This window comes from Bacillus haynesii (assembly GCF_014042035.1).
GTDB lineage: Bacteria > Bacillota > Bacilli > Bacillales > Bacillaceae > Bacillus > Bacillus haynesii.
Map to the genome: position 1 here is coordinate 137,180 of NZ_CP059494.1, position 13,518 is coordinate 150,697.

Consider the following 13,518-nt stretch of genomic DNA (forward strand, 5'->3'; position numbering starts at 1 on the left):
ATGCGCTTGTTCAAAACGTTTGATGAAGCACTCAGCTGGATTAACGGAAGGCTTAAATTCGGCGTGAAGCCGGGTTTGGAACGAATGGAATGGCTGCTGAGAAAGCTCGGGCACCCCGAGAAAAAGCTCAATGCGGTTCATGTCGCCGGTACAAACGGAAAAGGTTCAACGATCGCTTTTCTCCGTTCGGTATTAAATGAAGCCGGTTATACAGCAGGCACCTTCACATCACCGTATATCATCACCTTTAACGAACGAATCAGCGTTGACGGCGTACCGATCTCAGACGAAGAATGGACGGCGCTCTTTAATGAGGTCGGGCCTCTCGTCTTTGAGCTTGAAAAAACCGAATTCGGAGCCGCCACCGAATTTGAAATTATTACGGCATGCGCATTTTTATATTTTGCTAAATACCGGAGCACCGATTTTGTTATTTTTGAAACGGGATTAGGTGGCCGTTTGGATTCGACAAACGTCGTGAAGCCGATGTTAACGGTCATTACTTCGATCGGCCATGACCATACGGCGATATTAGGCAGTACATTGAAAGAGATTGCCGCAGAAAAGGCGGGGATCATCAAACGCGGCGTACCTGTTATCACAGCCGTTCATCAGCATGAAGCAGCTGAGGTGATAAAGCAAAAGGCGATGGAGACAGAATCTGCTTTTATATCCCTTCACGAGGATTGCGAGCTGTACGGCGAGCGTTCACTGCCTGATGGTGAGCAGTTTTCGCTGAAAACACCGTTACATCATTATGAAAGAATTGAAACAAGCCTGATCGGCACCCATCAGCGCCAAAACGCGTCTTTAGCAATACTTGCGGCCGAATGGCTGACGGCCGAAAAACATGCGGCCATCGGCGAAGAAGAGCTGAAACGCGGCATTCGTAACGCGGGATGGCCAGGCCGGTTTGAGAAGGTATTGAACAGGCCTCTCGTTTATATTGACGGCGCTCATAACAAAGAAGGGGTGGAACGGCTGGCCGAGACGATCACGTCCCACTTCGACGGGCGGAATATTCACGTATGCTTCAGCGCTCTCAAAGATAAGCCGTACAGAGACATGATCCGCAAAATCGAGTCGTTCGCGTCATCGATTCACTTCACATCCTTTGATTTCCCGAGGGCGGAATCCGCTCAAAAGCTATTTGAGCAAAGTACCGCTGATCATAAAACATTTGATGAAGACATCGGCTCTGTTTTCCGCTATATCGAAGAACAAGCTGAAGATGAAAAAGCGGTGGTCGTTATTACCGGGTCGCTTTACTTTATTTCCGCCGTCAGGGCAGCTTTAACTGAATAAAACATAAAAATGCGCTTTTGGCCATCGGCTGACGGCGCATTTTTATGTTTTATGAAAAGCGGAGGCACTTCATATTTGCTAAAATAACAGCCTCAGGAAGCCGCTCTTTCCCATGAAGCGGTTAAATTTGATTCTGCGAGGCTGATAGTGATGTTCATCTTTTACCTTTTTACGGCAGGTTTGGTGCTCGGTTCCTTTTTTAATTCGGCCGGGCGCCGCATTCCTGAAAAGATATCATTGATTGCTCCGCGTTCTCTCTGCCGGGTCTGCAACAGGCAGCTGGGTTTCTCGGAACTAATACCGGTTTTGTCCTATTTGATGCAGCTGGGGAGATGCAAAGGGTGTCAAACCCCGGTATCGATCGTGTATCCGGCAGTTGAGCTTTCCGCCGCCAACCTGTTTGCGTTTGCCGGCATGCACATTGGGCATCAAGGGGAACTGGTGATTGTGCTTGCTCTTATTTCCCTGCTTTTGATCGTCTTTGTATCTGATGTGACACATATGGTCATTCCGGATGCTGTTCTTTGTTTTTTCCTGCTTGTCTTTGCCGTCGGCCGGTTCCTTGTTCCCCTCGAACAGTGGCATTCCGGTTTGAGCGGTGCGTTTGCCGGCGGTATGCTGCCTCTCTTGACGCTGCTTTTGACGAAAGGGGGAATCGGCTGGGGAGACGTAAAGCTGTTTGCGGTGATCGGCATGGCGCTCGGCAGCCACCTCCTCATTCTCGCTTTTTTCCTCTCGGCAGCCGCAGGAACGGTGCTAGGGCTTATTGCACTGCTGGCAGGCAAGCTGAAGAAAAATGAACCCATGCCGTTTGCTCCCGCAATTCTGATCGGGACGCTGACGAGCTGTTTCTATGGTGATCCAATGATCGAGTGGTACCTTCAAACGGCATGGTGGTGAAAAATTTGACGAAACCTTTTTGGGCAAGACGACAAAAGTCTTGTTCTTTTTTTTTGAGGCTGTGATAAAGTGTGGACAATAAGAGGGACAGCCTTTTGGAGAACTCCTCCTTCCTTTTGGCTTCCCTCTGCCGATCGTATAGAGAGCGGCCAACCTGCCGCCTAATCTCAATATAAAACAATAAACGGAAAGCGAGGGAAGCATATGAAAAAACGGAAAAGCAAGAAAAACTCAGCTAAAAAAGCGCCCCAGGAAGACCCGCTTAAAGTGATGATCAACGGCAGAGAAGAGACCATCTACGGAAATGAAAAAGAGTTTTCCAACAGAAATGAAGAAAAGAAGTTCACCTTTTCGAACTGGGAAGAAAAAAGAAAGGCAGAACGGGAAATATCGGCTTCAAAAGAGGACGGCACACCAGAAACAAGTGAATTTACATGGACGCCTCCAGATGAAGAAGAAACCGTGTATAAAGACGATCCTAAAGTGGTGGCGCCTTATCAAAAGAAAAACGAAGCCAAAAACAACCGAAAAACGAAAACGTCCCTTACGTATCCTGTGAAACGCTTTGCTGCGACCATTATCTTTGCTGTTTTGCTCGGTACGGGACTCGGGCTGTTTGCGCTGAATCTCGCAACCCATAAAGAAGGGGTGCCGGCTTCCGGCAGCCTGGGTGCGGATGCGGAAAACGGGCAGACGGTTAAAGCCGGTGACTCCGATGCTGATGAGAAAAAGAGCGGAGAAAAAAATAGCGGACAAGCGGGAGAATCTTTTAACAGCTTTGCCGTTCAGGCCGGCAAGTTTTCATCTAAAGAAGGAGCGGAGACGCTGGCCTCTCAAATCGCAGACAAGGGGTATGCCGCCGTTTCGATTGCCAAGGACGACGGATTTTATGTGATCGCCGGAATAACGGGGGAAAAGCAGATGACATCTGAGCTTGGCAAAATATTAATCGAAAACGATCTTGAGGCGTGGGGCGGAAAAGAGCTTCCGGTTGCACTCGAGCCCGGTTTGCTTGAGCCTTTTAAAGAAGCGGCTGAGCTGTCGGCCAAAGCGATTCTCGGCGCGGAGGTTACATCTCAAAACATAGCCGGTGTCAAAGCTGAACTTGACGGCGCCCAATCAAAAGGTGAGTCTGAAGAGATAAAGAAGAGCATACTGGAAGCCGTCAACCTGCTGGAGAAACCGACCGCAGCCAACGGCTGGAAGAGCCAGCAGCTATTGCTGAGCCAAATTAAATAAATAAAAAACCAGCAGACGTGCTGGTTTTTTATTTTCGCGATTTTTGTCATTAAAAAGTTATTTTTCTGAAATTGTGGCGGCGGCGTTCTTTTGGTAGGATAAAACAGGTATCTTTTTTTCCTATGCAAAAACCTTTGAAAGGATGGCTTCTTATGACTCGACAGCTCATATTGGCTTCACAATCACCCCGCAGAAAGGAACTCCTCGATCTCCTGCAGATTCCGTATAGCATCATTACGAGCAACGCGGAAGAAAAATTAATTCGAAACTTTTCACCAGCAGAAAACGTCAAATGGTTGGCGGAACAAAAAGTGCGTGCAGTAGCCGAACAATATCCTGATGCCGTCGTGCTTGGCGCCGACACCATTGTTTTTTATGAAGGGGCTTATTTGGGCAAGCCCAAAGATGCCGAGGATGCAGAAAGGATGCTGAGCATGCTTTCGGGACAGACCCATTCAGTGCTCACCGGCGTCTGCATTAAGGACGGCGAGAGATGCGAAACATTTTTTGAAGAAACCGAAGTTTCTTTTTGGCCTCTTGAAGAAAAGGAAATCAGCGCTTACATCGCTACGGGAGAACCGTTTGATAAAGCCGGTTCATACGGAATACAAGGAAAAGGCGCGCTTTTTGTCAAACAGATAAAAGGAGACTATTATACAGTTGTGGGCCTTCCGATTTCCAAAACGATGAGAATGCTGAAAACGTTTGATCTCCACTCCTTTTGATGAACCCAAACGAGAAGGGAATCAAAAGGGAGGGTTTATCATAAGCAATCTGCCATTGAAATTAAGGGATTTTCCTGATGAAGAAAGGCCTCGGGAGCGCCTTCTCAACATAGGCGCCGAAAGTTTGTCAAACCATGAACTGCTTGCGATACTGCTCAGGACCGGGACGAAAAAAGAATCGGTTCTTCAGCTTTCAAGCCGGCTGCTTCAAACGTTTGACGGCCTCCGTTTGTTAAAAGAAGCATCAGCAGAGGAGCTTTCCAGCATTTCCGGGATCGGCCGCGCAAAAGCCGTGCAGATTTTGGCGGCGCTTGAACTGGGCCGGCGCATTCACAGCCTGGCTTGCAAAGACCGTTATGTGATCCGTTTTCCCGAAGATGCGGCCAATTTTTTAATGGGGGATATGCGTTTTTTGTCTCAGGAGCACTTCGTATGCCTGTATCTCAACACAAAAAACCAGGTGATTCACAAGCGCACGGTTTTTATAGGAAGCTTGAACTCTTCAATCGTCCATCCGAGAGAAGTGTTTAAAGAAGCTTTAAAGCGCTCCGCAGCTTCATTCATCTGCGTTCACAATCACCCGTCCGGAGATCCGGCTCCGAGCCGCGAAGATATAGAAGTTACACAGCGCCTTCACGAGTCCGGACAGCTGCTTGGAATCGAATTGCTCGATCATATCATCATCGGTGATCAAAAATTTGTGAGCTTAAAAGAAAAAGGATATTTGTAACACTTTTTTTTTCATTAAATTAAGCTATAATAGAATTTATGGGTTTTTGCTTAGGAATATTGTTTTAAGAAAGGAAGATACATACAAATGTTTGGAATTGGTGCGAGAGACCTTGGAATAGATTTAGGAACGGCGAATACGCTTGTTTTTGTGAAAGGTAAAGGAATTGTCGTCAGGGAGCCTTCTGTCGTTGCACTGCAAACAGATACAAAACAGATCGTTGCAGTCGGAAATGATGCGAAAAACATGATCGGACGTACGCCCGGCAATGTCGTTGCCCTCCGCCCGATGAAGGATGGCGTAATCGCTGATTATGAAACAACAGCGACAATGATGAAACATTATATTAGCAAAGCTGTTAAAAACAAAGGCTTATTTGCGAGAAAGCCGTATGTCATGGTCTGTGTCCCGTCGGGAATTACGGCGGTTGAGCAGCGTGCGGTAATCGACGCCACGCGCCAGGCCGGAGCGAGAGATGCATATCCGATTGAAGAACCGTTTGCAGCCGCGATCGGTGCCAACCTTCCTGTTTGGGAGCCGACTGGAAGCATGGTGGTCGACATCGGCGGCGGAACGACCGAAGTCGCAATTATTTCCCTCGGTGGCATCGTCACATCCCAGTCTATCCGCGTTGCCGGAGATGAAATGGATGAAGCAATCATTACTTATATTAGAAAAACATATAACTTGATGATCGGTGACCGTACTGCGGAAGCGATCAAACTTGAAATCGGTTCTGCCGAAGCTTCTGAAAACGGAGAAAGCATGGAAATCCGCGGCCGCGACCTTTTAACAGGTCTGCCGAAAACGATTGAAATCACTGAAAAAGAAATTACAGCGGCGCTTCGCGACACTGTGACTGCAATTGTCGATGCCGTAAAAAATACGCTTGAAAAAACTCCGCCTGAACTCGCGGCTGATATTATGGACCGCGGAATCGTCCTGACGGGAGGCGGTGCACTGCTTCGCCACCTGGACAAAGTCATCAGCGAAGAAACGAAAATGCCGGTTTTAATTGCGGAAGACCCTCTTGACTGTGTAGCGATCGGAACAGGTAAAGCTCTTGAGCAAATTCATCTATTTAAAGGCAAAAATTAAGGACACAGGGAATAGAAGAGGTGTATAATCATGCCGCAGTTTTTTACGAATAAACGGTTGATGCTTTTACTCCTTTGTATCATCATTTTAGTGGCAATGATTGGATTTTCGTTAAAGAATGACCGGAATGCAACTTGGCCCGAAAAATTTATTGGCGATACAACTGGTGTATTCCAGACGATTTTTCATACGCCCGCTCAATTTTTTGCGGGCTTCTTTGAAAATATCGAAGACTTAAAAAATACGTACAGCGAAAATGAGCGCCTGCGGAAAAAGCTCGACGGCCAGACGCAATACGAGGCAAAGCTGCAAGAGCTTGAAAATGAAAATAAGTCTTTAAGAAAAGAGCTCGGCCATTTGAAATCAATTAAAGACTACACGCCGATTCTGGCAACCGTTATCGCCAGAAATCCCGATAAATATGAGTGGTGGAACCTGATCACGATTAACAAAGGTTCTAAGCACGGCGTTGAAAAGGATATGGCAGTCACAGATGAAAACGGCAACTTGATCGGAAAAATCAAAAGCACAAAAGTGAACAATTTCACTTCCACCGTCCAGCTTTTAAGCGCAACAGACAGAAACAACAGAATTTCTACGGTTATCGCTGCAGATAAAGGCAAGAAAACGGTGAACGGAATCATCAACGGCTACGACTCCGATAAAAAGGCGCTTTCCATGGAAATCATTGAGCCTGATGAAGACAGGGAAGTGAAAAAAGGAGACCTCGTCGAAACTTCCGGTGCGGGCGGCGTTTTTCCGAAAGGCCTGACGATCGGAAAAGTGACAGAGGTTGAACCCGATTCCTACGGCTTGACGAAAATCGCTTATGTAGAACCGGCAGCCGATATGTATAACCTTGATAACGTCATCGTCGTCGACAGAACGCTTGATACGGTGGATGTCGACAAGATGGACGATGAGGAGGAAGGTTCGTGAAACGCTTCCTTCTTCCCGTCGTCATGATGTTTGTTTTAGTATCTGACAGCGTCTATGCGGATTTTGTCAACTTGCCTTTTGTGACGGAAGAACAGCAGCTCATTCCGCGTTTTCTGCTGCTTGTCTTAGTTTTTATGACGGCTTATGTCAATCAGCCTTTTGCCATTACATATGGATTTATTTTCGGACTGTTATATGATATTAATTACACCGACCTTTTAGGTGTATATATGTTCGGTTTTGCCGGTATTTGCTATTTATCGTCAAAAGCGTTCAAAGTATTGCAGACAAACGCGCTGGTCGTCATTTTTATTTCGCTGCTCGCCGTCTGTGTTCTTGAATTCTACCAATATGGCGTGCAGATGCTGATACGTCCGGAAATCATGCCGTTCCATCAATTTGTGCTCGGCAGGCTCCTGCCCACGCTTGCGCTGAACGCGGTTGGCGGCCTTTTACTCATTTACCCGTTCAAATGGTTTTTTACCAGTCTTAAGAAAGAGCTGAGGAATGAGTAAAAAGAGGATTTTATGAGCCGATGTCGAAAAGAGTATGATGTTGAGGTGAACACCGTGAAGACCCAAAAGCAGCAATACGTAACAATTAAAGGAACGAAAAATGGATTGACGCTTCATCTTGATGACACATGCTCTTTTGAAGAATTATTGTACGGTCTTCAGGATATGCTGTCACTCGAACATTATATGGATGGAAAAGGCCAGAAAATCAGTGTTCTCGTTAAGCTCGGCCACCGCTATGTGACCGAGGAGCAAGAACAGATCCTGACCGATGTGATCACTGAGAAACAAAATCTGTTCATCCACTCCATTGAAAGTGAAGTCATGACCAAAGATGAAGCAAACCGCTTAAAAACGGAAAGCGAAATCATTTCTGTCGCTAAAATAGTCCGTTCAGGGCAAGTCCTCGAAACGGAGGGTGATTTGCTTCTCATTGGGGATGTGAATCCGGGAGGAATGGTGAAAGCCGGAGGGAATATTTTCATCCTCGGCTCATTAAGAGGGATTGCCCACGCCGGTTTTAATGGAAATAAACGAGCTGTTATTGCGGCTTCGGATATGAGACCGACTCAATTGCGTATCAATCATGTGCTCAATCGCTCCCCAGACCACATCCAAGAAGGGAACGACATGGAATGTGCTTATTTAGATGAAAATGAGAATATGGTCATTGACCGCCTTCAGCAATTAGCTCATTTAAGACCTAGTTTAACAAGGCTTGAGGGAGGAATGTAAAATTGGGTGAAGCTATCGTAATAACCTCGGGGAAAGGCGGAGTAGGCAAAACGACGACATCCGCAAATCTTGGCACCGCCTTGGCCATTTTGGGGAAACGGGTATGTCTCGTTGACACGGATATCGGCCTGCGCAATCTAGATGTCGTCATGGGCCTTGAAAATAGAATCATATATGATTTGGTGGATGTCGTTGAGGAACGATGCAAAATCCATCAGGCGCTTGTAAAAGATAAGCGCTTCGATGATTTGCTTTATTTGCTGCCGGCCGCCCAGACAAGCGATAAGTCGGCTGTTTTGCCCGAACAGATGGTCAAGCTGATTCAGCAGCTCAAACAAGACTTCGACTACATTGTCATTGACTGCCCTGCAGGGATTGAGCAAGGTTATAAAAATGCGGTCTCGGGCGCAGACAAAGCGATTGTCGTGACAACACCGGAAATCTCCGCTGTTCGTGACGCTGACCGGATCATCGGCCTGCTTGAAAAAGAAGAAAATATTGAGCCGCCGAGACTTGTCGTCAACCGGATCCGCAACCACTTAATGAAAAACGGCGATACGCTGGATGTTGATGAAGTCATTCAGCATTTGTCGATCGAACTGATCGGTATTGTTGCAGATGATGACGAAGTGATTAAAGCTTCCAATAACGGAGAGCCTGTCGTCATGGATCCGAACAATAAAGCTTCAATCGCATACCGGAACATCGCCCGCCGCGTGCTGGGCGAATCTGTGCCTTTACAGTCGTTTGAAGAAGAAAATAAAGGCGTTTTCGCAAAGATTAAATCATTTTTCGGCGTACGCGCTTAACTGCAAAAAAGCAATCTCCAAAGCGAGATTGCTTTTTTCGCAGTTTCATTGATCGTTTTCGACTTTGTGCTTTAACAAGGAAAGCTTATTGTCCCAATACATGTCGAAATAGGCGAGCCACTGCTGCAGCTCGGCGAGAGGTTCGGGATGAAGCCTGTACAGTTTTTCTCTGCCCGCTTTTCTCCCGCTGACAAGCCCGGCTTCGGACAAAATTCTTAGATGCTTTGAAACAGCCGTCCGGCTCATCGGGAAATGGCTGCTGATATCTGTTACAGGCAGTTCCCTGCCGGCAAGGAGCTTCAGCATCTTTCGCCGAGAGGGATCGGAAACAGCTTGGAACACATCGTGTTTTACAGCGGATGATGTCACTAGCCTTCAACTGCCTGACGCAGCTTTTGATTGACGATCGTTTCCCAGCCGCCATTCATCCGCTTGCGGACATCCGCTTGCTTTTCTCCCGCTTTTGAAACCGTTTCTTCCGGCGCGCCCCATCCTGAATGAATCAGGGTAAATTCGGTTTTTTCTGCAGATAGCTCTTTCAATTCAAATGTGACGATCCATCCCGACGTATCCCAGCTGAAAGCGAGCCGGTGCGGCGCTTCAAGCTCGATCACTTTGCACGGGGAGGGGCCGAACGGAGACTGCAGAGTGAATTCACAGCCGATCTCCGGGCGGAAATCATTTGGCATAAACCAGACGGCGATGCCTTCACTGGTGGCGACGGCCTCCCACACTTTTTCTATCGATGCGTGAAAAACAGCCTGTTTATGTATATCAGGCACTTGTTGATTGCTCATAATAGACCTCCTGAAAAAAAGTAAAACCAAATGGTTTCCTATCTATTATATGAAACCATTTGGTTTTATGTCAATGTTCCGTCATAATCCCTTGGGACAAGGCATATCATTGAACAAACGAACCTGAATGTAAAGGATGAGGGTTATGAGTCATAGAGCAGATGAGATTCGAAAAAGAATGGCCAGAAAAAGAAAGCGGAAGACGCCGGACAAACAGCTCTTTTCGTCAGACGGCAAAAACCGGCCGGTCAAGCCGCCTGCATGGACAGCCTTTTCGGAAGATGAAAAGGGAGGAGACTTTTCTCCGCCTGAAGGAAGCTCCCTGCTGATAAACGGGAAGCACCCGCTTGTCAAGGCGGATGCGCTCATCATGAAATGTCTTCTGTCGGCATGCCTTGTTCTTGTGTCCGCCATTGCCTACAAAGGCCAGTTTGAACCCGCAAACCAAATCAAACCGGTCATCAGCCAGGTGTTTACTGAAGAGTTCCAATTTGCGGCCCTCCAGAATTGGTATGAATCCAAGTTCGGCGATCCCCTCGCATTCTTTCAACCGAAAGGCGCCAAACCGTCCGGCCAGGTCGAGGTGAATCAGGATCTCGCTGTACCTGCCATGGGAAAGGTTCAGGAGAAATTCTCAGGCCAGGGCATTAAGGTAGAAACAGAAGACGAAACGATCCGCAGCATGAAGGAAGGCTATGTCATTGAAGTGGACAAAAATCCGGAAACAGGCCTGACGGTGGTCCTGCAGCATGCGGACAACAGCTATACCTACTACGGCCAGCTGAAAAAAGCGGATGTCGCTTTATACGATTTTATAGATAAAGGAACGAAGCTCGGAACGATTGAGCAGGATAAAAATCAAAAAGGCGTCTATTACTTTGCGATCAAACAAGGAGAGGAATTTGTCGACCCGATACAGGTGATCACATTTGAATAAATGGACGGAGCTCTTCACCAAGCTTCACATTCATCCGCTGCTGTGGCTTGTCATGGCAATCGGTATCATGACAGGACATATTAAAGCGCTGTTTTGTTTAATGATCATTATTTTAATCCACGAGCTTGGCCACGCTGCTGCTGCCGTTTATTTTTCATGGAGAATTAAAGGTATTTTCCTGCTGCCTTTTGGAGGAACGCTGGAAGTCGATGAACATGGCAACAGACCGTTAAAGGAAGAGCTAGCCGTCATCGCCGCGGGGCCTGTTCAGCACATTTGGCTTCAATTTGCAGCCTGGCTTTTGGCGGTCAATTCGCTCGTCAGCCCTCATATATTTGAAACGTTTACCTTTTACAATCTGACCATTCTCTTGATTAATCTGTTTCCGGTTTGGCCGCTTGATGGCGGGAAGCTGCTGTTTCTGCTGTTTTCAAAACGCCTTCCATATCAGAAAGCGCAGCGGATGATGCTGACTGTGTCGTGCTTTTGCTGCGCTGTTCTAATCGCGGCGATTTTGTTGGTTTCCCCGTCACAGCTGAGCGCTTGGGTGCTCCTCGTATTTTTGGCTGCATCCCTTTACCAGGAATATCGCAATCGGCATTACACCCATATCCGTTTTTTGCTTGAGCGTTACTATGGAAAGGAGAGGGAAGTGCGGCGCCTCGCACCGATCACGGTGTGCGCCGAACAGCAGATTTATGAGGTCATGCTCATGTTTAAGAGGGGCTGCAAACACCCGATCATTATTGAGAAGGACGGACAAAAACTGAGCCAGCTGGATGAAAACGAAGTTCTCCACGCTTATTTTACAGACAAGCGCACGACTTCCTCCATGGAAGATCTGCTTTTGGTTTATTGACCGTCCATCCTTCTAAAAGACATTGACACTCGGGCTCTTTTCTGGTATATTTTTTAATGTTATGGATGTAGCACCCGTGCTACAACCGCTCAGCACAGGTGTTAAGTGCTTTCTTAGCCCCCTGTGACTGGCGAGTCTTAGTTTATTAGGAGGTGCAGAGATGTACGCAATTATTCAAACAGGCGGAAAACAAATCAAAGTTGAAGAAGGCCAAACTGTATACGTCGAAAAGCTTGCTGCTGAAGCCGGCGAAACAGTTACTTTTGACAACGTATTGTTTGTCGGCGGTGAAAATGTTAAAGTTGGCAGCCCTACGGTTGAAGGTGCTACGGTAACAGGCAAAGTTGAAAAACAAGGCCGCGCTAAAAAAATTACCGTATTTAAGTACAAACCGAAGAAAAACCAACATAAAAAACAAGGTCATCGTCAACCTTACACTAAAGTTGTAATCGAAAAAATCAACGCTTAAGGCGTGTATGATATGATTCATGCAAAGGTTACCAGATCCCGATCGAACAAAGACATCCTAGGCTTTGAAATGTCGGGACATGCGAATTTTGCTGAACATGGTCAGGATCTCGTTTGTGCAGGGGCATCGGCGGTCGCCTTTGGAGCCGTCAATGCCGTAATGAAGCTGACAGGCATTGAGCCGGTCATTGACCTCGGGGAAGACGGCGGATTTTTATCTTTCGGATTCCCGGACGGTACGGATCGGGAGGCTTTTGAAAAGGCGCAGCTCCTTCTCGAAGGCATGATCGTCTCCCTTGAAACGATCGAACGAGACTACAAAGGTTACTTAAAAGTAACGACGAACAAAATATAGGAGGTGAGCTACATGCTAAGATTAGATCTTCAGTTTTTTGCATCTAAAAAAGGAGTAGGTTCAACGAAGAACGGACGTGACTCTGAGGCGAAGCGCCTAGGTGCTAAACGTGCAGACGGTCAATTCGTATCTGGCGGTTCCATCCTTTATCGTCAGCGCGGAACAAAAATCTATCCAGGTGAAAACGTTGGGCGCGGCGGAGATGACACTCTATATGCAAAAGTCGACGGAACTGTTAAATTCGAACGTTTCGGCCGTAACCGCAAAAAAGTGAGCGTATATCCTGTAGCCTAACCTTTAAACGAAACTCCGGTCGTTATGACCGGAGTTTTTTACATACAGCACCATGACTTGCTTAAAACACCTTCCCGCCGCCTGAACAAGGCCGGGTTTCCGCTCTGATTCTGCTTCGTTAAAGCATATAAACGTGTTTCATTTATACTGCCTTCTCTGTTATAATTCAAAGTACAAACTGAATCAGACTCCTAAAAGAGAGAACAAACGATTGGGAGTGCCAAAATGGAAGAAACTTCGAAAAAACAAGAAAAGAATATGGATGATAAGGCTTTGACACATGAGCTTATCCATCTGCTCAGCCACTCAAGGCACGACTGGATGAATAAACTGCAATTGATTAAAGGAAACTTAACATTAAAAAAGTATGACCGCGTATTTGAAATTATTGATGAAGTGGTCATCGAAGCTCAGCATGAATCAAAGCTTTCAAACCTTAAAATCCCGCGTGCGGCGTATGAGCTGCTTACATTTAACTGGATGGCCCATTCGCTGACGCTTGAATATGAGGTGATCGGTCAGGTCAGGGATTTGTCAGCTTATGAAGAGAAGCTCGTCGTTCTCGTCAGAAAGCTGTTTGGGATTTTTGACGATGCCGTTTTGAAAGGCAGCGACAATCATCTGACGATCACGCTGCAGACGGACGGTGCGGACGACCGCCTCGTCATCTTTCTGGATTTCCACGGCGTATTCACAAAGCTGACCGGTATCAAAGACTTTCATCATTCACTGGCCGACTTTTATGAAATCAAGCGGTTTGATGTAACAGACCGGGAGTGCATCGCCGAAATTCATATCAAGTAACGCGGTTTT

General features: G+C 46.8%; 18 protein-coding genes and 1 other annotated feature. Of the genes, 16 read left to right on the plus strand and 2 right to left on the minus strand.

Annotated elements, in window-relative coordinates; genetic code table 11:
- Positions 1-6: 6 nt before the first annotated feature.
- The 10 genes from H2R00_RS00630 (at position 7) to minD (ending at position 8,995) form a co-directional block, all read left to right on the plus strand.
- Positions 7-1,305, plus strand: coding sequence for a bifunctional folylpolyglutamate synthase/dihydrofolate synthase (locus H2R00_RS00630; RefSeq protein ID WP_280527941.1), 1,299 nt, complete (start codon positions 7-9; stop codon positions 1,303-1,305).
- A 150-nt stretch (positions 1,306-1,455) separates the two neighbouring features.
- Positions 1,456-2,205 carry a prepilin peptidase gene (locus tag H2R00_RS00635; RefSeq protein WP_154995856.1) on the plus strand — a complete coding sequence of 250 codons (750 nt, stop codon included), beginning with the start codon at positions 1,456-1,458 and terminating at the stop codon, positions 2,203-2,205.
- A gap of 204 nt (positions 2,206-2,409) precedes the next feature.
- A complete protein-coding gene (locus H2R00_RS00640) occupies positions 2,410-3,444 on the plus strand; it encodes an SPOR domain-containing protein (protein ID WP_182070280.1) in 1,035 nt (344 codons plus the stop codon).
- A 152-nt stretch (positions 3,445-3,596) separates the two neighbouring features.
- Positions 3,597-4,169, plus strand: a complete 573-nt coding sequence (locus H2R00_RS00645) for a Maf family protein (RefSeq protein ID WP_154995854.1) — start codon at positions 3,597-3,599, stop codon at positions 4,167-4,169.
- Between the two features lie 55 nt (positions 4,170-4,224).
- The gene (radC, locus tag H2R00_RS00650; RefSeq protein WP_154995853.1) at positions 4,225-4,899 is read left to right on the plus strand and encodes a RadC family protein; all 675 of its coding nucleotides are present in this window, start codon (positions 4,225-4,227) and stop codon (positions 4,897-4,899) included.
- Between the two features lie 87 nt (positions 4,900-4,986).
- A complete protein-coding gene (locus H2R00_RS00655; protein WP_003184042.1) occupies positions 4,987-5,997 on the plus strand; it encodes a rod shape-determining protein in 1,011 nt (336 codons plus the stop codon).
- A 30-nt stretch (positions 5,998-6,027) separates the two neighbouring features.
- Positions 6,028-6,936, plus strand: a complete 909-nt coding sequence (gene mreC / locus H2R00_RS00660) for a rod shape-determining protein MreC (protein ID WP_003184040.1) — start codon at positions 6,028-6,030, stop codon at positions 6,934-6,936.
- Positions 6,933-7,451, plus strand: a complete 519-nt coding sequence (gene mreD / locus H2R00_RS00665; protein WP_003184039.1) for a rod shape-determining protein MreD — start codon at positions 6,933-6,935, stop codon at positions 7,449-7,451. Before mreC ends, mreD begins: the two co-directional genes overlap by 4 nt.
- Before the next feature lie 54 nt (positions 7,452-7,505).
- Positions 7,506-8,186: a septum site-determining protein MinC gene (minC, locus tag H2R00_RS00670; protein WP_182070996.1), complete on the plus strand. Its 681-nt coding sequence runs from the start codon at positions 7,506-7,508 to the stop codon at positions 8,184-8,186.
- 2 nt (positions 8,187-8,188) lie between these two features.
- On the plus strand, positions 8,189-8,995 hold the full coding sequence (minD, locus tag H2R00_RS00675; RefSeq protein ID WP_003184035.1) for a septum site-determining protein MinD: 807 nt from the start codon (positions 8,189-8,191) through the stop codon (positions 8,993-8,995).
- Between the two features lie 45 nt (positions 8,996-9,040).
- On the opposite strand, the gene H2R00_RS00680 is transcribed toward minD, so the two are convergent.
- A complete protein-coding gene (locus H2R00_RS00680; protein WP_043925396.1) occupies positions 9,041-9,364 on the minus strand; it encodes an ArsR/SmtB family transcription factor in 324 nt (107 codons plus the stop codon).
- Entirely contained in the window at positions 9,364-9,792 is a 429-nt protein-coding gene (locus H2R00_RS00685) for an SRPBCC family protein (RefSeq protein ID WP_182070281.1), read from the minus strand. The genes H2R00_RS00680 and H2R00_RS00685 overlap by 1 nt, the downstream gene beginning before the upstream one ends.
- 145 nt (positions 9,793-9,937) lie before the next feature.
- Between H2R00_RS00685 and H2R00_RS00690 the strand changes: the two genes are divergently transcribed.
- The 6 genes from H2R00_RS00690 to H2R00_RS00715 all read left to right on the plus strand — a co-directional run bounded on the left by H2R00_RS00690 (position 9,938) and on the right by H2R00_RS00715 (position 13,509).
- On the plus strand, positions 9,938-10,729 hold the full coding sequence (locus H2R00_RS00690) for a M23 family metallopeptidase (protein WP_154995852.1): 792 nt from the start codon (positions 9,938-9,940) through the stop codon (positions 10,727-10,729).
- Positions 10,722-11,588 (plus strand): M50 family metallopeptidase, encoded by an 867-nt coding sequence (locus H2R00_RS00695; protein WP_182070282.1) that lies wholly within the window; start codon positions 10,722-10,724, stop codon positions 11,586-11,588. The genes H2R00_RS00690 and H2R00_RS00695 overlap by 8 nt, the downstream gene beginning before the upstream one ends.
- 73 nt (positions 11,589-11,661) lie before the next feature.
- Positions 11,662-11,736, plus strand: a sequence feature (ribosomal protein L21 leader region).
- A 12-nt stretch (positions 11,737-11,748) separates the two neighbouring features.
- Positions 11,749-12,057, plus strand: coding sequence for a 50S ribosomal protein L21 (gene rplU, locus H2R00_RS00700; RefSeq protein WP_003184027.1), 309 nt, complete (start codon positions 11,749-11,751; stop codon positions 12,055-12,057).
- Positions 12,058-12,069: 12 nt separating this feature from the next.
- Positions 12,070-12,411 (plus strand): ribosomal-processing cysteine protease Prp, encoded by a 342-nt coding sequence (locus H2R00_RS00705; RefSeq protein WP_043925400.1) that lies wholly within the window; start codon positions 12,070-12,072, stop codon positions 12,409-12,411.
- A gap of 12 nt (positions 12,412-12,423) precedes the next feature.
- Positions 12,424-12,705, plus strand: coding sequence for a 50S ribosomal protein L27 (rpmA, locus tag H2R00_RS00710; RefSeq protein ID WP_003184023.1), 282 nt, complete (start codon positions 12,424-12,426; stop codon positions 12,703-12,705).
- A gap of 225 nt (positions 12,706-12,930) precedes the next feature.
- Positions 12,931-13,509, plus strand: coding sequence for a sporulation initiation phosphotransferase B (locus tag H2R00_RS00715; protein ID WP_154995847.1), 579 nt, complete (start codon positions 12,931-12,933; stop codon positions 13,507-13,509).
- The last annotated feature ends 9 nt before the right edge of the window (positions 13,510-13,518 follow it).

What these genes read in the sequence shown, in the direction of transcription:
- H2R00_RS00635 (WP_154995856.1), top strand. Translation starts at nt 1,456, where the DNA reads ATGTTCATCTTTTACCTTTTTACGGCAGGTTTGGTGCTCGGTTCCTTT.
- H2R00_RS00640 (WP_182070280.1), top strand. Translation starts at nt 2,410, where the DNA reads ATGAAAAAACGGAAAAGCAAGAAAAACTCAGCTAAAAAAGCGCCCCAG.
- H2R00_RS00645 (WP_154995854.1), top strand. Translation starts at nt 3,597, where the DNA reads ATGACTCGACAGCTCATATTGGCTTCACAATCACCCCGCAGAAAGGAA.
- H2R00_RS00655 (WP_003184042.1), top strand. Translation starts at nt 4,987, where the DNA reads ATGTTTGGAATTGGTGCGAGAGACCTTGGAATAGATTTAGGAACGGCG.
- mreC (WP_003184040.1), top strand. Translation starts at nt 6,028, where the DNA reads ATGCCGCAGTTTTTTACGAATAAACGGTTGATGCTTTTACTCCTTTGT.
- H2R00_RS00685 (WP_182070281.1), bottom strand. Translation starts at nt 9,792, where the DNA reads ATGAGCAATCAACAAGTGCCTGATATACATAAACAGGCTGTTTTTCAC.
- H2R00_RS00690 (WP_154995852.1), top strand. Translation starts at nt 9,938, where the DNA reads ATGAGTCATAGAGCAGATGAGATTCGAAAAAGAATGGCCAGAAAAAGA.
- rplU (WP_003184027.1), top strand. Translation starts at nt 11,749, where the DNA reads ATGTACGCAATTATTCAAACAGGCGGAAAACAAATCAAAGTTGAAGAA.
- H2R00_RS00705 (WP_043925400.1), top strand. Translation starts at nt 12,070, where the DNA reads ATGATTCATGCAAAGGTTACCAGATCCCGATCGAACAAAGACATCCTA.
- rpmA (WP_003184023.1), top strand. Translation starts at nt 12,424, where the DNA reads ATGCTAAGATTAGATCTTCAGTTTTTTGCATCTAAAAAAGGAGTAGGT.
- H2R00_RS00715 (WP_154995847.1), top strand. Translation starts at nt 12,931, where the DNA reads ATGGAAGAAACTTCGAAAAAACAAGAAAAGAATATGGATGATAAGGCT.